Annotated in this window: 20 protein-coding genes; 15 read left to right on the top strand and 5 right to left on the bottom strand. The window is 31.5% G+C overall.

The window, feature by feature from the left end:
- Positions 1–15: 15 nt before the first annotated feature.
- Positions 16–1,551 (top strand): MDR family MFS transporter, encoded by a 1,536-nt coding sequence (locus FOT98_RS02190; RefSeq protein WP_063259961.1) that lies wholly within the window; start codon positions 16–18, stop codon positions 1,549–1,551.
- A 54-nt stretch (positions 1,552–1,605) separates the two neighbouring features.
- Here the strand turns inward: FOT98_RS02190 and FOT98_RS02185 are convergent, their stop codons facing one another.
- Positions 1,606–1,926, bottom strand: coding sequence for a hypothetical protein (locus FOT98_RS02185; RefSeq protein ID WP_001062734.1), 321 nt, complete (start codon positions 1,924–1,926; stop codon positions 1,606–1,608).
- 253 nt (positions 1,927–2,179) lie between these two features.
- Here FOT98_RS02185 and FOT98_RS02180 point away from each other — a divergent pair, with 253 nt between their 5' ends.
- Together FOT98_RS02180 and FOT98_RS02175 are read left to right on the top strand one after the other, a co-directional pair.
- The gene (locus FOT98_RS02180; protein WP_063259960.1) at positions 2,180–2,959 is read left to right on the top strand and encodes a BC_2878 family exosporium-associated protein; all 780 of its coding nucleotides are present in this window, start codon (positions 2,180–2,182) and stop codon (positions 2,957–2,959) included.
- Between the two features lie 263 nt (positions 2,960–3,222).
- Positions 3,223–3,993, top strand: coding sequence for a GNAT family N-acetyltransferase (locus FOT98_RS02175; protein WP_063259959.1), 771 nt, complete (start codon positions 3,223–3,225; stop codon positions 3,991–3,993).
- 118 nt (positions 3,994–4,111) lie between these two features.
- Here the strand turns inward: FOT98_RS02175 and FOT98_RS32195 are convergent, their stop codons facing one another.
- Together FOT98_RS32195 and FOT98_RS02170 are read right to left on the bottom strand one after the other, a co-directional pair.
- Entirely contained in the window at positions 4,112–4,285 is a 174-nt protein-coding gene (locus FOT98_RS32195) for a hypothetical protein (RefSeq protein WP_080467486.1), read from the bottom strand.
- A gap of 253 nt (positions 4,286–4,538) precedes the next feature.
- A complete protein-coding gene (locus tag FOT98_RS02170) occupies positions 4,539–4,970 on the bottom strand; it encodes a GNAT family N-acetyltransferase (RefSeq protein ID WP_063259958.1) in 432 nt (143 codons plus the stop codon).
- Positions 4,971–5,784: 814 nt separating this feature from the next.
- Between FOT98_RS02170 and FOT98_RS02165 the strand changes: the two genes are divergently transcribed.
- The 4 genes from FOT98_RS02165 to FOT98_RS02150 all read left to right on the top strand — a co-directional run bounded on the left by FOT98_RS02165 (position 5,785) and on the right by FOT98_RS02150 (position 8,738).
- Positions 5,785–6,396 carry a spore coat protein gene (locus FOT98_RS02165; RefSeq protein WP_144290924.1) on the top strand — a complete coding sequence of 204 codons (612 nt, stop codon included), beginning with the start codon at positions 5,785–5,787 and terminating at the stop codon, positions 6,394–6,396.
- A gap of 364 nt (positions 6,397–6,760) precedes the next feature.
- Positions 6,761–6,961: a hypothetical protein gene (locus FOT98_RS02160; protein ID WP_063259956.1), complete on the top strand. Its 201-nt coding sequence runs from the start codon at positions 6,761–6,763 to the stop codon at positions 6,959–6,961.
- Between the two features lie 14 nt (positions 6,962–6,975).
- Positions 6,976–7,428 carry a spore coat protein gene (locus FOT98_RS02155; RefSeq protein WP_063259955.1) on the top strand — a complete coding sequence of 151 codons (453 nt, stop codon included), beginning with the start codon at positions 6,976–6,978 and terminating at the stop codon, positions 7,426–7,428.
- A 449-nt stretch (positions 7,429–7,877) separates the two neighbouring features.
- Positions 7,878–8,738, top strand: coding sequence for a DegV family protein (locus tag FOT98_RS02150; protein WP_063259954.1), 861 nt, complete (start codon positions 7,878–7,880; stop codon positions 8,736–8,738).
- 33 nt (positions 8,739–8,771) lie between these two features.
- On the opposite strand, the gene FOT98_RS02145 is transcribed toward FOT98_RS02150, so the two are convergent.
- Entirely contained in the window at positions 8,772–9,206 is a 435-nt protein-coding gene (locus tag FOT98_RS02145) for an Lrp/AsnC family transcriptional regulator (protein ID WP_061679685.1), read from the bottom strand.
- Positions 9,207–9,348: 142 nt separating this feature from the next.
- Here FOT98_RS02145 and FOT98_RS02140 point away from each other — a divergent pair, with 142 nt between their 5' ends.
- From FOT98_RS02140 to FOT98_RS02115, 6 genes are all read left to right on the top strand, one after another.
- Positions 9,349–10,617 carry an APC family permease gene (locus FOT98_RS02140; RefSeq protein ID WP_063259953.1) on the top strand — a complete coding sequence of 423 codons (1,269 nt, stop codon included), beginning with the start codon at positions 9,349–9,351 and terminating at the stop codon, positions 10,615–10,617.
- 116 nt (positions 10,618–10,733) lie between these two features.
- Entirely contained in the window at positions 10,734–12,323 is a 1,590-nt protein-coding gene (locus FOT98_RS02135) for a M3 family metallopeptidase (RefSeq protein ID WP_063259952.1), read from the top strand.
- A gap of 30 nt (positions 12,324–12,353) precedes the next feature.
- On the top strand, positions 12,354–13,352 hold the full coding sequence (locus tag FOT98_RS02130) for a phosphotransferase (RefSeq protein ID WP_063259951.1): 999 nt from the start codon (positions 12,354–12,356) through the stop codon (positions 13,350–13,352).
- Between the two features lie 21 nt (positions 13,353–13,373).
- Positions 13,374–14,765 carry a 5'-methylthioadenosine/adenosylhomocysteine nucleosidase gene (locus FOT98_RS02125; protein ID WP_063259950.1) on the top strand — a complete coding sequence of 464 codons (1,392 nt, stop codon included), beginning with the start codon at positions 13,374–13,376 and terminating at the stop codon, positions 14,763–14,765.
- An 81-nt stretch (positions 14,766–14,846) separates the two neighbouring features.
- On the top strand, positions 14,847–15,305 hold the full coding sequence (locus tag FOT98_RS02120) for a GNAT family N-acetyltransferase (RefSeq protein ID WP_000651661.1): 459 nt from the start codon (positions 14,847–14,849) through the stop codon (positions 15,303–15,305).
- 101 nt (positions 15,306–15,406) lie between these two features.
- The gene (locus tag FOT98_RS02115) at positions 15,407–15,904 is read left to right on the top strand and encodes a DinB family protein (protein ID WP_063259949.1); all 498 of its coding nucleotides are present in this window, start codon (positions 15,407–15,409) and stop codon (positions 15,902–15,904) included.
- A gap of 44 nt (positions 15,905–15,948) precedes the next feature.
- On the opposite strand, the gene FOT98_RS02110 is transcribed toward FOT98_RS02115, so the two are convergent.
- On the bottom strand, positions 15,949–16,365 hold the full coding sequence (locus tag FOT98_RS02110; RefSeq protein ID WP_063259948.1) for a hypothetical protein: 417 nt from the start codon (positions 16,363–16,365) through the stop codon (positions 15,949–15,951).
- A 121-nt stretch (positions 16,366–16,486) separates the two neighbouring features.
- Here FOT98_RS02110 and FOT98_RS02105 point away from each other — a divergent pair, with 121 nt between their 5' ends.
- Positions 16,487–17,134 carry a response regulator transcription factor gene (locus tag FOT98_RS02105; RefSeq protein WP_063259947.1) on the top strand — a complete coding sequence of 216 codons (648 nt, stop codon included), beginning with the start codon at positions 16,487–16,489 and terminating at the stop codon, positions 17,132–17,134.
- On the top strand, positions 17,127–18,503 hold the full coding sequence (locus FOT98_RS02100; protein ID WP_063259946.1) for a sensor histidine kinase: 1,377 nt from the start codon (positions 17,127–17,129) through the stop codon (positions 18,501–18,503). The genes FOT98_RS02105 and FOT98_RS02100 overlap by 8 nt, the downstream gene beginning before the upstream one ends.
- Positions 18,504–18,546: the final 43 nt, after the last annotated feature.

The following is an 18,546-nucleotide window of genomic DNA, read 5'->3' as shown; positions in this document are numbered from 1 at the left end:
AGGGAGAGCAAGGTTATGGTTGAGAAGAATAATAAGCTCGGCTTTGTTGTGGCGGGCTTATTGCTAGGTATTTTAATGGCATCAATGGATAATACCATTGTCGTAACAGCAATGGGAACGATCGTTGGTGACTTAGGAGGCCTTGAAAACTTTGTATGGGTCGTTTCTGCCTATATGGTTGCAGAAATGGCAGGTATGCCGATATTCGGAAAACTATCAGATATGTATGGTAGAAAAAGATTCTTTATTTTTGGTTTAATCGTCTTTATGATTGGTTCGGCACTTTGTGGTACTGCTGAAAATATTACACAGTTAGGTATTTATCGTGCCATTCAAGGTATTGGCGGCGGGGCATTAGTGCCGATCGCGTTTACTATTGTTTTTGATATTTTCCCTCCTGAAAAACGCGGGAAAATGGGTGGATTATTCGGAGCAGTATTTGGTTTATCAAGTATTTTTGGTCCGTTACTTGGTGCATATATTACAGATTACATTAGCTGGCACTGGGTATTTTACATTAACTTACCGCTTGGCGTTTTAGCACTTATTTTTATTACATTCTTTTATAAAGAATCACGAGTTCATAGAGAGCAAAAAATTGATTGGTTTGGTGCAATTACTTTAGTTGGTGCAGTAGTTTGTTTAATGTTTGCTTTAGAGCTTGGCGGACAAAAGTATGATTGGGATTCTAGCTTTATTTTAAGTTTATTTGGCGGATTCGCTATTTTAATTATTGCATTTATTTTTTTTGAACGTAAAGTAGAGGAACCGATTATTTCATTTGAAATGTTTAAACAACGTTTATTTGGAATGAGTACTATAATTGCATTATGTTACGGTGCTGCATTTATGTCAGCAACTGTATACATACCGTTATTCATTCAAGGTGTATACGGCGGCACTGCAACAAACTCAGGATTATTACTTTTACCGATGATGTTAGGATCAGTCGTAACAGCGCAATTAGGTGGATTTTTAACGACGAAGCTTAGCTACAAAAACATTATGATTATTTCTGCAGTTATTATGCTAATTGGACTATTTTTATTAAGCACATTAACGCCAGAAACAAGTCGTATATTACTAACGCTTTATATGATTATTATTGGCTTTGGAGTAGGTTTCTCATTCTCTGTACTAAGTATGGCAGCTATTCACAACTTCGGTATGGAACAGCGCGGATCAGCAACTTCAACGAGTAACTTCATTCGTTCATTAGGAATGACACTAGGTATTACAATCTTCGGGATGATCCAAAGAACAGGTTTCCAAGATCAATTAGAAGAAGCATTTAAAGGTATGAGCGGGGGAATGAATACAAACGCTTTAGGAGATTCAAGAGCTATCCTATCAGAATCGGCAAGATCTCAAATCCCGCCGCAAATATTAGATAAAATTATTGACGCCCTTTCTAGCTCCATTGTTCAAACATTTATGTGGGCATTAGTACCAGCAGGTTTAGCCTTCGTATTTATTTTCTTTATGGGAAATGAGCGCATGGTAATTAAGAAACAACAAACGAATAAAAAGAGTGAAACATCAAAAGTGTAATGAAAAAGCTACTTTCCAATTGGAAAGTAGCTTTTTCGTATGTACGGATTTAGATTAGCCTTCGATAATTTCGTATTCTTCGTCTGCTAATAATAAAACTTGTGTTTTCTTACCTTTGTTTTGAACTTCGATTACATCGTATGCACCTAAGTCTCTTAGCTTGCTTTGAGAAGCGTTAACCATAACTTCCATAGAATCAATTAAGATATCTTCTTCAATGTATGATTCAGGCAATGCCATATCTTCTGTTTCTAATACACATGCATATAGATTTTGTAAGTTTTCAGCAGTTGGATTTTGTTCCTCAACATCAATGATGTTTTTTACTGCTTCCATATTTTCTTCTTTTGCTTGGTATACTTTAATTTTAGCCATTGTTTTATTCTCCTTTATAACGTAATCGTAGAGGCTACACCTTATTATAACGTTTTTTTCATGAAAGATGAAATTGTTATATGTATTTATAGGAGAATTTATGTGTTATTACTCATTATTGACGTAATTTCATTATTAATGTGATGAGTAAGTAATTATATTCCAAGCGTAAAGTTATATTGTCCAAGCTTTTTTATACGCCGTTCATATTATATGTATTAGATAAAATATATAGAGAAGGGATGGAGTGTAAGTGGGTTGTGAGCCGAAACGAAATTATCAATGTTGCCAAAATAGTATTTGTGAATTTTTGCGAAATCTAGAGCCTTCTACAAAAGTTGAGAGTATTGTAATCGCCGGAAACGAAATTGTTGTATCTTATTTTCTTTCATTTAATAAGAGGAATGGCATCGTATCCTTCGTACAAGAGGATAATGAGGTTATTTTTGTAGATTGTTCTAGGATTGATGCAATTCGAATAGGAAAAGTTTGTAGTTGTAAAACGAAAGTTAAATTTATTGAAGAGGATTTTAGTCTACTTGGAAATGTTTGTCCGCAATGTTTAACGGAGGGAAGTACACTCTTTTTCGACTTTCATAATCCTGAATTGAATGTATCACTACAAGCAAAAACAATTGATGCACCTAGTTGTACTGAGTTTATAGATGAGATGGGGAATGTCGTAAAGCAAATTACTATAATGGGTGAAGCGATTGTTTCTAAAGATTTTGTTCAAGTGCCTGAACTATTAAACTTTCGATTAGTTTTATCTAATACGGTTGCGAATCCTGTAAAGTTTGGAATACTGTTCATTAATTTCCCAGATCTTACGTTTATTATTCTTTTCGCATCGAGTGGATATCTTAACATCTCGAACTGTTTGAAAATCGAGAGTGGAGCTGGTAATACTGAGATAGAAGAGATGAAAAAGATGATATCGAATGATGATAATACGTACACATCAGTTGTTCAAGTGACTAAAGTATATAAAAACGGAGGAACAGAATCATTTGTTTATAAGAATGAGTTATAACATATGTATTTAAATGAACCCTTAAACTAATGTTGAGGGTTTTTACATAATAAAAGATTATAGATTGCGAATTATTATTAAGTATATTATATGTAAACCTTGTTACAGGACAGCCATTTACTTATTATTAGATGTTATAATAATTTTATATTTATGAATAATTTATAATAATATGAAGTTTAGTAGAAGTTTGCTTATATGTAGAATAAACAGACTTATGAAAAAGTAGGGGTACATTGATTCTAATGAAAGAAGGAATTTGAATGATATATGAAGCGAATATACATACGAGAGAAAAATTAGTTACTATGTTCGAGGATTTCAATAATGTTGTTTTACTTTCTTATTTACAAGGACATATGGGCACTGCTTGGGTAAATGATCTTGAAGATCCAACAGTAGCGCAAGTTACGGTAGGGATCTTTACATTTTACGCTGGGGATTCGAATGCGAAAGAAACTGAAGAATTAATACGTAACATTCCTGATAGAATGTTAGTAATCGTAAATAGTGAAGAGTGGAAAAAACGCCTAGAAACATGTTACGAAAGAAAAATAGATAAGTTTTTACGCTATAAATTCAAACGTAATACGGAAGTTTTTGATCGTTCAAAATTACAATCTTTTATATCTGCGCTTCCAAAAGGATACGAGTTACGAAGAATAGATGAACATATTGTAAATATCCCTACATTACATAAGGTTTCTGAAGATTTTACAAGTCAATTTCATTCAGTAGAAGATTATTTAAACAGAGGTATAGGGTATAGTATTTTGTACAACGGAGCAGTTGTATGCGGTGCATCATCATATAGCATTTATGATAATGGGATTGAAATCGAAGTGGCGACTGATCTCAATCATAGAAGAAAAGGGTTGGCGACTATAGTTAGTGCAGCGTTAATCTTGGCCTGCTTAGAAAAAGAGATATATCCAAACTGGGATGCAGCGAATACTATATCTGCTAAACTAGCTGAAAAGCTAGGATATGTTTTTGATAAGGCGTATGATACTTATTTTGTGGATAATAGTTGAATTCGTTTTAAATAAAAGAGCAGCTAGCAAAAGCTAACTGCTCCTCTCCAAGGGAGAATGGAGAAATACAATCATGTTATTTACATTATTGACGGAACAGTAATTTTTAATCAAATAACTATATAAGTTTAGATAAAATATCTTTGATTAAACCTGATGCTCCGATAAAGAGTACTGATAGAAAAACGATTGAGAATATACTTTTTTTAGGTTTTTTAAACTCTAGGTAAATGTTAATAATGGCACCAATTGCAACTACAATAAAGATAACGAGTCTTATTACATCTATCATGAATAACGCTCCTTTTTATTACTTAATTGTATTATATAGGAATTCGTCTTCTGATTGGTTTATTGGAATACGATTTAAGGTAACTTTAAACAAAATGATCTTTTATACGAATGTAATGTTGGGGGAAAAAGGAGACGTATGTAGTAATTGTATCTCTTGTAGAAGCTGATGGTGACCAAATAAAGTACGGTTCTTAGTTAAGTTAAGTGGGAGAAATAATTTATATTTTGATATACGCTCTCTTTAGGCGCACTTACAGCTTACATAATAAAACATGCTTATCATAATGATCTAAACACCAATTATATTTTTTTAGAATAATTGGATGAACTACTTCTTTCGTAGTATCGACCTCAGTATAGCCATATTTCTTATAAAAGTTTTCTAATTCCTCAAAAGGAAGACAATATACATGTTGTACTTGTAATTTCTTCACAGTTTCTACTAAAAATGAAACAAGTTCCCCAGCTAATTGTAGACCTCTAAATTTAGGGAGAATAAAAATTCCACCCATTTCAATAGTATCTTCATCTATTTGGACTAAACGTCCAACACCTGCATATTCATTGTTGTATGTAATGATTGCGACTTTCTCTCGATTTAAATCACTTCGTACAAATCCTATTGAGTCATATTGATTATTAATCCATTCTAGATCATTAGATGTGGCTAGTTGAATCTTCATATATATCCTCCCTCCGAATACTAGCTCTATCTCCATTATATAGAACATAAGATGCTATATCAAAAGAACCTAGTCATAGCAAATTTGTTTAAGTTATTAGTTAAAGGTGTGGGTTTGTTGGGGGTGAAATGATGGCTTCACCAAGCAAAGGAAAATAACCTTGTGAATATAGTGTTACAAAGTCAAAAAGAATAGTAGTTCATGTGTGCGGTAACGCATTATTGTTTAAGCGTATAGAGTTTATAGTGTTAGTAGCTACTGTATTAATTAAAGCTAATAAGGAAATGCCTGAGTGAGAAAAATCCTCCTGAAAAAGGAAAAGGGACATAAATATAAGAGCACTTCGAAAAGTGCCCTTCAGTAACGACTACTCATTCTAAAAAGAGAGGATGCAATATATTATATGAAGTTAAGTGTATTTAATTATGTGTTTTTTGTATAAAAAATTTTTGTTAAAAATAAAAAGGCGGTTGTTTCCGCAATCACCTTTTAGCGAAATAAAGTGTCTTTTCAGAAATGAATTATGAATGATTCCTGAAAAGGGTTATAGAATATACTCACATTTTTATAACTAAAGTGAAGAGCTCAGGTTATAAGAAAGGAACAATTATATTGTATGAAATCTAGTCTAGATTAGTCACAAAGAAAGCTGCCTTCCTATTAAAAGGCAGCTTTCTTTTATTAAAAAAAGAAGAAGAAATAAAATAGAAGATTAAGTTACTTGTCCAAACAAAATTTTAAAAAATACATAAGATGCTAGTAGTTAGTCAATATTTTAATATTGCTAATTTTTATGACTAAAAGGGGTGATTTTATGTGTGAATGTGAAGTTTGTAGAAGAAAGAAAAACCGGGATCCATTAAATCGGGATTGTGAGCCGAAAAAACGAGTTCCTAAGCTAAAAAAAGAGGATTGTGAGCCGAAAAAAGAGGATTGCGAACCAAAGAAAGAGGATTGTGAACCAAAGAAAGAGGATTGTGAACCAAAGAAAGAGGATTGCGAACCAAAGAAAGAGGATTGCGAATCATTAAATTCTTATTCATTTAGTAAAAATGCAAATTTTTTAGAGGAAGCTATACAAACAGATGAAATCGATCAAATTTCTGAGGAATATATTGAAATAGTTGATTCAGCAGATGTACAAGTTACTACTACAGATACAAAAGCTGCGCTTTCTATCCAAGCGGCATTACAAGCAGCTATTGTGGTTGTAGTAAGTATTTCTATAGCAGATAGTGAAAAAGCAGATAAAATAACACAAGAATTATTTCAAAAATCATCTATTAAACAAATTAATAGACAAAAAACATTTATTAAAAATTCCAGAAACGTAACTGTAACAACTACTGATACAGATATTGCAGTGAATATTCAAATTCTCCTTCAAATTTTATTAGCTTTATTAGTTAAACTAAACATTTTATAAAGTGTCTAACCTGTTTATATTTAGTTTTAAAGGTTAACTCTAAGTAAATATATTTTGTTGTAATATGTAGTACAAGCTTGGATTTTTTATTTTGACTGAATTAATATTTAAGATTAATGGGAAAGTAAGTATGGAAAACTACAAAATAGTAAAGGTGAAATACATTATTTAACAGTAAATGAAAATTATATGTATGTGAAGTGAAGCTGTCTTCTTTTTAGAAGTCAGCTCTTTGATTTTATTGGTAAAAAGAAGTGAAAATAAAAGATTAAGTTACTTGTCCAAGCAATTTTTATTAAATTACATATAATGCTGGTAGTTACTTGGAATTTTTATAAAAAATTGATTGGAGTGAATATTGTAAATGGATGATTTAAACAAATCTTCTTCCTTTAAGTTTGATAAGGATCAAAAAAATATAATCATAGACCTTTTACTCTCAGATATTTTTAATAGGCATGGGATAAATGAAGAAAGAATAAAAAATTTATCACCAGAAAAAAAGCAGCAAATTAAAAGTATTGTTTCTGAAATACAATCACAAGTTAATAATTATTTAGATTGAAAGGGGGTGAACGTATGGACAAAACATGTCATTCAGATGAAAACAAAAAGTGGAGTGCATTAGATTCCTCAAATCCTCATCCGTCTTTTAAAAATGCTAGCATTTCAGAAGCAGCTGCGCAAGAAAGTAAAACTTATCAAATTTCTGAAGAATCTATTATAATTGTTGATTCAGCAGATGTAGAAGTTACTACTACAGATACAAAAGCTGCTTTATCTATTCAAGCAGCTTTACAAGCAGCTATTGTGGTTATAATAAGTATTTCTATAGCAGATAGTGAAAAAGCTGACCGTGTAGCACAAGAATTGTTTCAAAAATCATCTATTAAACAAGTTAATAAACAAGAAACTGTTATTAGAAATTCTAGAAATGTTTCAGTTACGACTACGGATACAGACATTGCGGTAAATGTTCAAATTCTTCTCCAAATTCTATTAGCTTTACTAGTTAAATTAAACATTTTATAAAATGTTTCACCTCTTTTTTTGATACAGTGTTTATTAGAGGTGAATATAGTACAGGCTATAAATATTTATCATAACTGGACTAGTATTCAACATCACTAAATTATTTAGGTAAACAAACAATGTGATGGAAAATAAAGTTCAGTTATTTTTTTGAAATTTATAAGCTGCTTCCTTATTGGATTTGGTTTTTAAACCTTAAACAGTATAAATTTAAAATGATTAAATAAAATTAAAGAATGAAATACAAAAACTCACAAAATTATTCGTGTTATAGAAAAAATAAAAAAGTGGTTAAAATGGCATTATTTTTATTAACAGTTCAAGTTTTGAAGAATAGTGCATACAATATAAAGTCTTTTCCTTTCTTCATTTAAGTTTTACGTATATAATTTAAAAGTACTATTTTTATTTTATATTTTTTATATTTATAACAGAATAGAGGTTTAAAAATGGGTGTTAAAATCATTACGGATAGTGCAGCGGATTTACCGGTAGAATTGCTGCAAGCATATGATATTGATTTAATTCCACTCCGTGTTTATGATGAAGCAGAAACAGAGTATTTAGATGGAGTTACATTAGATTCAGTTACATTATTGCAAAACATGAGAGAAGGCGCAGTTTATAGAACGTCATTACCATCACTTGAAACTTTCCAAGAAAAATTTGTTTCTTATGCAAAAGAAGGTAATCCTTGTATATATTTAGCTTTTTCATCTGAACTATCTGGTACATATCAATCGTCAGTTGTTATTAAAGAAGAAGTGAAAGAAACATATGCAGATTTAGATTTAGAAATTATTGATACGAAATGTGCTTCGCTTGGTCAAGGGCTTGTCGTATTAGAAGCGGCTAAAATGGCGAAAGACGGCGCATCAAAAGAAGATATTTTAAAACGTGTCGATTTTCTAATGAACCATATAGAACATATCTTCACTGTAGCTGACTTACAGTACTTAGTGAGAGGTGGGCGTTTAAGTAAAGTAGCTGGTTTTATCGGTGGTTTACTAAACATTAAACCAATCTTAAACGTAGAAGAAGGAAAACTTGTACCACTTGAAAAGGTAAGAGGGAAAAAGAAAGTACTAAGCCGAATTGTAGATATTATGGAAGAGCGCGGAAAAGATCTTAAAGATCAAACAATCGCTATGACCCACGGTGATGACTTAGAAACAGCTGAAGCATTAAAAGGATTAATTACAGAAAGATTTGGCTGTGAAGTATTTATCGTAAATACAATTGGAGCTGCAATTGGTGCGCATACAGGACCTGGTGCGTTAACATTGTTCTTCTTAAATGAGGTAGAGTAAAGGATTGATCTTTTGATCAATCCTTTTTTCTTATTAATCAGTAATAATTGGTCGATATGGTATCGGTGAAGATAAAATCATCGAAGTTTTGACTGTTCCAAATGGTATAACAATATCAATTAATTCCTCTAATTCCTTCATAGAGTGAACTGCTACTTTTAAGTAATAGCTACTTTCACCTGTTACTCGATGACATTCGAGTATTCTATATTCTTCGTAGATTTTTTTCTCGAATTTTTTACAAGGAATTTTTAGATTTTCAATTCTTAAAAATGCTTGAATTGATTTTCCAACTGCATCTAACGATATCCGTGCGGTATATTTTTCAATTATTCCAGTATCTTGTAATCTCTTTAGTCTTTCTGTGACACTAGGGCGACTGAGGTGTAAGTGTTCGGTCATTTCTGTAATTGTCATTCTGGCATCCTCTTGTAATAATAGGGTTATTTTTTTATCAATTTCATCCATGAATTATGCTCCTTTGCAAAATTGAAAGTAAATTTCTTGAATAAATACATAATATAAAACCTTATGTTAAATTACATACACTTTTGTATATTGAATAGACTGATAACTTTCTATAATTAAAATATAAATGGAGGTGCATGTAATGTCTAATCATTTTGATGAAACAATTTCTATTACAAAGGGAACAGCCTTATACGTCGGAGCGGTTTTAGGATCGGGAATTCTTATATTACCTGGTATGACAGCAAGTGTAGCAGAAGGGAATGCGATTGTTTCTTGGCTTGTTATGATATTACTTAGTATTCCACTTGCATTCACATTTGCATTTTTGTCGATTGAACATCCGAGTGCAGGTGGAATTGCGACTTTTTCAGAAAAGGCTTTCGGTAAAAATATAGGTGCTATTATAGGCTGGTGTTTTTTTATTGCGGGTAGCGTTGGGCAAATCGTTGTCTCAATGACTGGTGGAATGTATATAGTGAAAGTGTTTGCTTTATCATCACATTTTTCGTACGTTATAGCGCTTATTATTTTAAGTGTTTCAATTGGTTTCAATTTATACGGGTTAAAAATGAGTGGATTATTTCAAGTATGTATTGGTGTATTAACTTTATTTATCTTAATCGTAACAATTATTAGTTCGCTACCTTATATTGAAATGAACAATATAAATGTACATATTTCTATGCAAGAAGTAAATCCAATTTTAGATGCATCTTTATTAATTTTTTGGTCTTTTTTCGGTTGGGAAGCTATTGCAAGTTTAGCTCCAGAATTTAAAACACCTAGAAAAAGAAATATTATTTTATCAACGACATTTGCCATTTTTATTATTGGAGTTTTATATATTGGTATTGCATTATCAGTAATTGGAACGAAATCCTATCATATTAATGCTGATAATACTACAGCTCTCGTGCTTGTAATAAAGCAAACATTAGGCGACCAATTTGCATGGCTAATTGGATTTGTAGCTTTTATCATTTGTTTAGGGACGACAAATGCATTTATTGCAAGTATGGGGCGCTTAGGTTATTCACTAGGAAAAGAAGAAGTGTCACCTCGTTATTTAGCACATATTAATAAAAAAAGAGAAACACCAACAAATGCAGTAAAAGTTGTTGGTTGCATTGCAATAATAGGTTTATTAATAAGTTTTATTTTTCATATTAGTATAGATAAAATTGTATTAATACCAAATTCGTTAGGAATTGTAACATATATAGTCGGTACTGCGGCTGGTATGAAATTAATAAAGAATAGGTTAGGTAAAATTTTTTCTATCGTAGCTTTTATATGTTGTTTAGTTGTTTACCCTTTTATTGGAGGAGTAATACTGATTCCAGTAGCCGTAGCATTCATATGTTTATGTTATGTGCGTTTTAGTAGCAGAGGAAAAGAATATAAATAAGAATGCGTTTATAGGAATCTAAATATTTAAAGATATTAAAATTTTTACATTTCATTTATAATTGTGAGGGGAGAAATATCTGTAACTATTTGTAAAAATAGGAGGCGGCTATAAAAATGCATGAAATTGCTAAGTGGGATTTAGATCGATTGTATCCAATTGAGGATATTCTAACTCCAATATTGGGGTTGAAAGAACGATATTATGTGACAAAAGATATAGAGATTCTTTCAAAACTTATACAAGCTATTGAAAAAGCAGAATACTATTTGTATTGTCAATCTGCTGAAGAAAGTGTTTCATCTGATCTTACTATATTGACTGCTACAGTAAAAGATCTGAAAAGGGAAGTGCAGCAAGTAATACAACAAAGTGAAGTGGCAACTTCCGATAATATAAATATTAAGTTGATAAAAGATGAACTTCATGCATGGGAAAATATGTACATACAATTGAGAAATAAGATAGAAATAGAGCACAATAATAAGCAAGTATCATTCGGCCAAGCAAATAATATTGCAATGAATAGTGATAATGAAAAGGAAAGATTAGAAGTATTCGAGTTATTAACAGGTGCTTTATATAAGGAAAAAGAAATCTTTGCTACTGTATTAAATCAAATAGGGAAATTGCGTAATACAAAGAGTAATGAATTAGAAGATAGAGAGATTTTAACGCAATCTCTACATGCGAATGGTATTTCTGAAACTGTATTATTACAAATGTGGAATGCGACAGAAGAAAATCTTGATACATTAGTAAGTGCTTTAAACGTGTATAAGAAGGGGAAAGCTTCGATTACATGGCATGAACTTATGACCGTAAAGGAGAATAATGAGGTTCATATCCCTTTTTCAGTAGCAGTTCAAAACATATACGATGCGTTTGAACATATAGATAAAGAATTAGCAGAATTTGCACGGAATGCAATAGAGAGTGGATGGGTGGATGCGGAACCGAGAGATAATAAACCACCTGGTGGATTTTGTGCTCCTTTTTTCAGTGAAAAAGAATCACGAATCTCTATGCGTTATGACGGAAGTATTGATAGTGTAAGAGTACTTGCGCACGAACTAGGACATGCTTGGCATTTTTATAATATGAGTTTTGAGCAATCTACTTCTTTTTTAGATGATTTTTTGCCAATGAGTACGGCTGAATCGGCGTCTATTTTCTTTGAAACTGTGCTTATAAACTATTTAATTCAAACAACAGATAATATAGATATGAAAAAGTCATTACTTAGTTGGAAAATAAGAAACTGTTTTAATTATGTAATGGCAATTCGAGCATCATTTGAATTTGAAAAGAATTTTTATGAAAAATGTAAAGAAGACCCCTTAAGTGCTGATGAAATTGAGAAATTATCTATAGTAGCGCAAGAAAAAGCATACGGGAATGCATTATTAGAATATCAGCCGTTTGTTTGGATGAAATATGTTCAATTTTATATTGCAGATGTTCCTTTCTATAATTATCCATATACATTTGGGTATTTAGCTAGTTTTAGTTTATTAGAAATAGCTCAAGAAAGTAAAAGTACTTTTCATTCAAAATATAAAGAGTTTTTACGAGAAACAGGAAAATCTCCAGTGGAAGAGCTTATGAAAAAACATTTTGAAATAGATATAACAAGTTATACATTCTGGGATAAAGCTTATAAACAAATTTCTAAAGATATTGATGAATATTTGCAACTGATGTAAAGAACTCCAAGTTAAGAAAGGATAAGTAAGATGGTTGAGCCATTATGTAATAAAAAAGCTGCAATGATTTTTCAAGAGCTGAAAGTAGAGTGTGAAACTTTATTTGAATTTAAAATTCGAAATGCAATACCTATTCATCGTGGTTGGCTAAATTTGAAGTGGAAACTCGAAACGGATGCAGGATCTTTTGTATTAAAGCAATATAATAAAGAACGGTACAAAATGTATAACCAAGAGCTTTTAATACAAGCATTACAACAACAGCAAAGACTACATAATAATGGTATAAGTTGTCCAAAGCTCCTAACTTATAAAAATAATGTAATGCATATATCAAAAAATAATGAAAGATATATAGTTTTAGAACATAAAGAAGGTAATCTAATTTCACCAGGAAAATTGAATGAAAAGGAAATCCACTCTCTTGGTAAGGCAATAGGCCAAATGCATGATTTGTTAAATGATGGCTCTTTAATAGAAGGAGAAAAACCTAAATTTGTTCCACCTACTAAAGAGGAAAGGTTGAAACATTGGGAAAATAAAAGGAGAGAAGCAGAACAGCTAGGAAAAGAACATATTCTCTCCCATATAAAATTACAGCAAGAAGCAACACAATTAGTAAATATAGATCAATTTTATAATAGTAAAAAAGGATGGGTGCACCGTGATCTATGGGTAGATAATTTCTTATTCCATAACGATGAAGTCTCAGCAATTCTAGATTTTGATCGGATGGATTATGATTATGTCGAATTAGATATTGGGCGTGCGGTTATATCTCGTGCCTTACATGATGGAGTATTAAATAAGAGTCTAGTTGCATCATTTTTAGCGGGATACCGTAATAAATTAGACATTCCAGTAGGGAGTATTGTTCGGGCAATTCAAATGCTTTGGTATATGGAGAGTACATGGTGGATTCAAGCTAATATGGATCAGCATAGTGTACCACCTTCACGTTTTGCGGATGAAATGAGTTGGATAGCTAAAAATTACGGTGTCTTACAAAAAATGTTGGCAGACTTATAAGTAAAAAAGGAGACTACATTCATGAACAGAATCGGCATTATCGGAGCAATGCAAATTGAAATAGACTTACTTTTAGAAAAACTAGCTATACAAGAGGAACACACGATTGCGGGAATGCCCTTTTACATTGGCGAATTCATGGGAACAGAAGTAATTATTACACGTTCTGGTGTAGGGAAGGTAAATGCAGCGGCATGTACGCAAACATTAATTCATAAATTTGATGTAGATGCTATCATCAATACGGGTGTTGCTGGAGGGTTACACCCAGATGTAAAAGTTGGTGATATCGTTATTTCAACGAATGTTACCCATCATGATGTAAGTAAAACTCAAATGAAAAACTTATTCCCGTTCCAAGAAGAATTTGTCGCAAGTAAGGAATTAGTAGAGTTAGCACGTATTGCATGCGATAGTAGTAATTTACATATGGAAGTTCATGAAGGAAGAATCGTCAGCGGTGAATGTTTTGTTGAGGATTCAAAACTAAAAGCGAAATTAATAGACGATTATGCACCACATTGTACAGAAATGGAAGGCGCAGCAATTGGACATGTTGCACACATAAATGATATACCGTTTCTCGTTATACGATGTATTTCTGACAGTGCAGACGATGAAGCTCAAGTTTCCTATGATGATTTCGCAAGAACTGCCGCAAATTATTGTTCAGAAATTATCGTTGAGATGCTGAAAAAGATATCGAGTCATACTTATAGTTCAAAAGGAGAGAATGAAATGTTACAAGCATTAATTTTTGATATGGACGGAACGTTATTTCAAACAGATAAAATTTTAGAATTATCGTTAGATGATACTTTTGATCATTTGCGTTCATTACAATTTTGGGATACGGTAACACCTATTGATAAATACCGTGAAATTATGGGTGTTCCGTTACCGAAGGTTTGGGAAGCTTTATTACCAGATCATTCTCTTGAAGTAAGAGAACAAACAGATGCATATTTTTTAGAAAGATTAATTGAAAATATTAAGAATGGAAACGGTGCTTTATACCCGAATGTAAAAGAAATTTTTACATATATAAAAGAAAATAATTGTTCAATATATATTGCTAGCAATGGTTTAACTGAATATTTACGAGCAATCGTATCTTATTATGATTTAGACCAATGGGTTACTGAAACATTTAGTATTGAACAAATAAACTCACTTAATAAAAGCGACTTAGTAAAAAGTATTTTAAACAAATATGATATAAAAGAAGCAGCTGTAGTTGGAGACCGTTTATCTGATATACGTGCAGCGAAAGATAATGGTTTGATTGCGATTGGATGTAATTTTGATTTTGCACAAGAAGATGAACTTGCTCAGGCGGATATAGTAATAGATGATTTATTGGAGTTGAAGGGGATATTGTCTGAAGTAAAGAATAAGCATGTTACGAATTGAATAAAGTAACAATCATAAAAATGCTCAGAATAAATGATTCTTGAGCATTTTTATGTATTTTCAAATTAAGGGGGAAATCAATTGAAAGATATACATATACAACAAATAGAAGATTTAATGATATATGAACACGATTATCTTGTCCAAGAAAGCAAAGAAGAAGGATTTCATTTCCTAATAAGACTTATAAGTGAATATGAAAATAAAATAAACACGTTTAATAAAACTGGTGAATGTTTATATGGTATTTTTCAAGGGGAAAAGTTAATTGGAATAGGAGGGGTAAATGAGGATCCATATACAGAAAACAATAAGATTGGTAGGGTAAGGAGATTTTATATTGCAAAAGAATACCGAAGGAAAGGAGTAGGGAGGTTACTGTTATTGCGAATTTTAAGCGATGCGAAAAAATATTTTAATACTGTTGTCTTGCATACAGATACAGAACAGGGAGACAAATTTTATACTTCAAGTGGATTTGTGAAAGGGACAAAATATGTAGGAGCGAGTCATTATGTGTACATATATAAAAGGATGTAGTTAATTATTATTTATCTCTTCTATCGGAACTTTTGTTCTATTTTTAGGTGGATGGGTGGTATAATTTATATGAATCTACTATTAGAATGGGGAATTGGATAATGAGAGAAAATAAAATTATTAATGATTTCAATGAATATTCAATTTGGATAAATACATTGAAAGGTATGAAAGAGGAATTGTGGGTGGCACCAATATCAGAGGGGAAATGGACTGTTGGTGAGATCGTATCTCATATTATGAACTGGGATGACTATCTATTACGTGAGACATTATCATCAGTGCGAGAAGGACAAGGTATGGAGTTTCCTGATTTTGATACATATAATAAACTAGCATCTAATTATGCTAAATCAGGAATATCTAAGATGAGACTTCTTGAAGAAGCAAAAGCTAAAAGAGAGTTACTCGTAAAAGAACTTAGATTACTGCATGATGAAAAACTAAAGAAACCTTTAACAGCCAATGGAGTATCACACTGTCCTCATACTGGAACGCCGTATTCTCTTATATATATTATTAAAGAATTTATAGAGCATGATAACCATCATAAAAGACAGGTTATTCATTTTTTAAATGAAAATGCAGTTGCTAACTGATAAAGAAAGATCCCACAAATGATATTTATGGGATCTTTCTTACATTATAATTTAACATTCATTGCTTTCAATAATCCTTTCGGATCACCTTTCACATAATAAAAATGCGGGTTGTTTTCATCATCGTAAAGCATAATATAAGGTTTTTGATTAAGCGGGAGGAGAATAAGTACTTCATCAATTGTTGTATGTAACCATTGATTTGTGATAGAAACTGGTTTAGATAAAGGGATTTTTATCATATGACCATCTTTTGGAACGACGTTTAAGTTTTTAAATGGGCCAGTAATGGATTTAGCATATTGAACAGCTTCTTTTTGAATAGCTGGATCTAAAGATTGTTTTTGGACGACCATTTCTTTTTGACAATCAAATACTTCAATTTGTTGATTAGTATTTGCGAGCGCATTTGTTGATAATAAGAAACAAAGAAGAGTAATGACCCCAATTTTTTTAATCATAATACAACACCTCGTCCTTACTATACCCTTAAAAGGATCAAATATTTTTCTGTCACATTGATGTAACAAAGAAGTTGTATAATACAATTGATTTTTGTTTAAAAGCAATGGAGGATAATGCATGAGAGTATTAATCGCAGATGATGAACAAGATATGTTAAGGATTTTAAAAGCTTATTTTGAGAAAGAAGGCTTCGAAGTTTTATTAGCGAAAGATGGAGAGGAAGCACTTCAAATATTTTTTGATGAAAAAATTGATTTAGCTATTTTAGATTGGATGATGCCGAAACATAATGGTATTACTGTTTGTCAGGAAATAAAAAAGAATTCAAGCGTAAAGGTATTAATGCTTACGGCGAAAAGTGAAAGTGAAGATGAATTAGCAGTTCTTCAAAGCGGGGCAGATGAATACGTAAAAAAACCATTTCATCCAGGCGTACTCATTACGCGAGCGAAAAAGCTAATACAGCACGATGATGTCATTCAAGTTCAAGATTTGAAAATAGATTTCACTAAAAATAAAGTTTATAAAAATGACAAAGAGTTGGATATTACAAAAACAGAGCTAGAATTAATAAAGTGTTTTTTAAATCATAAAGGCATGATTTTAACTCGCAAAAAATTGTTAGATATCGTATGGGGATTTGACTATTTTGGTGAAGAGCGAACTGTTGATACACATGTAAGAAGATTACGTAAAAAAGTAGGAGAAAATATTATAAAGACTCACCGCGGGCTAGGATATAGTTTGGAGGAGCAGAGTGAATAAACTTGGAAAAAAGCTGTTTTTCAGCATTTCTTTAACTGTTATTTTTATTTTTTCAATCTCTTTATTATTAATTAACTATCTTTTACCGAAATATAATATTTATAAAACGCGAGAAAGCTTAGAAGGTATAACAGCACAAATACAGTCCATACCGAGTAAACAACTGGATGAAGCAATTACTAGCATTGAAAATGAAGGAAATGTTACGATTGCGTATACATCCATAAAAGACTCAGAAGATCATATTAATGATGAATTACGAATGCAACTTTCAAGGAAAAGAGTTGCGCTTAATAAACTTTGGATTACTAAAGAAGAAATAACGAAAGTAAAGCACTTCGGGCAATCGAATAAAATATATGATCAAGAGAAGATGAAATCTAGCTTTTTTGTGAAATACATTGCGAAAGACGATATGTTGATTTTAGTAGGGGTTTCGATCGCACATTCTAATGAAGTAATCAAAACATTAAATTCATTTTATTTGTATATTTTAGGCATTACGATTTTTCTCATTATCGTACTTGTATGGATACTTTCAACAACAATCACTAGACCATTGAAAGAATTAAGTGAAGTGGCAGAGGAAATTTCAAATTTGAAATTTGAACGAGCGAAAGTGAAAACGAATGATGAAATAGGGGAATTAGCTACTAGTATTAATGTCATGAGTGATAAATTACATGAGGCACATGAAGATTTAACAGATCGAAATGAACATTTAAAACGATTTATGGGTGATGTAACGCATGAATTAAAAACTCCAATCGCATTAGTAAAAGCATATTCTATGGGAATAAAAGATGGTTTAGATGATGGTACATACATAGATACTATTATTAAACAAACGGATCACATTTCGAATTTAATTGAAGAGTTATTACGATTTGCTAAACTAGAGAGAGATGTTTTACAAAAAGAACAATTTCCTATCGTATCACTAGTCCAAAGTATATTAGATAAGCATAAGATTGAACTGGAATCGAAAGAAATTGATTTGCATGTGAACTATAATGTTGGCGATGCAATTATTTATGCAGATATAAATAAAATGAAAATGGTGTTTCAAAATTTAATATCTAATGCGATAAAATATACAGCAAATCAACATATAAAAATTACTTTAGAAGAACGAAATGACAGTGTATATTTTCAAATTCAAAATGGTATGAATGTAGAACATATAAAAGATATCAATAAAATTTGGGAACCTTTTTATGTCTTAGAATCTTCTCGTAGTAAAGAACATTCCGGCACAGGACTAGGCTTAGCGATTGTGAAAAGTATTTTAGAAAGACATGGTTTTGATTATGGAGTCTCTACAATAGAGGGAGATATACGATTTTATATTAATATGAAGAATGACTAATTCAAATACTATTAGAAACATCGTCTATTATTAGGCGATGTTT

The sequence above is a fragment of the Bacillus sp. HY001 genome (assembly GCF_007558965.1).
Taxonomy (GTDB): domain Bacteria; phylum Bacillota; class Bacilli; order Bacillales; family Bacillaceae_G; genus Bacillus_A; species Bacillus_A mobilis.
Note: the sequence above shows the minus strand (reverse complement) of the source record. Positions and strands in the feature narration are given on the sequence as shown.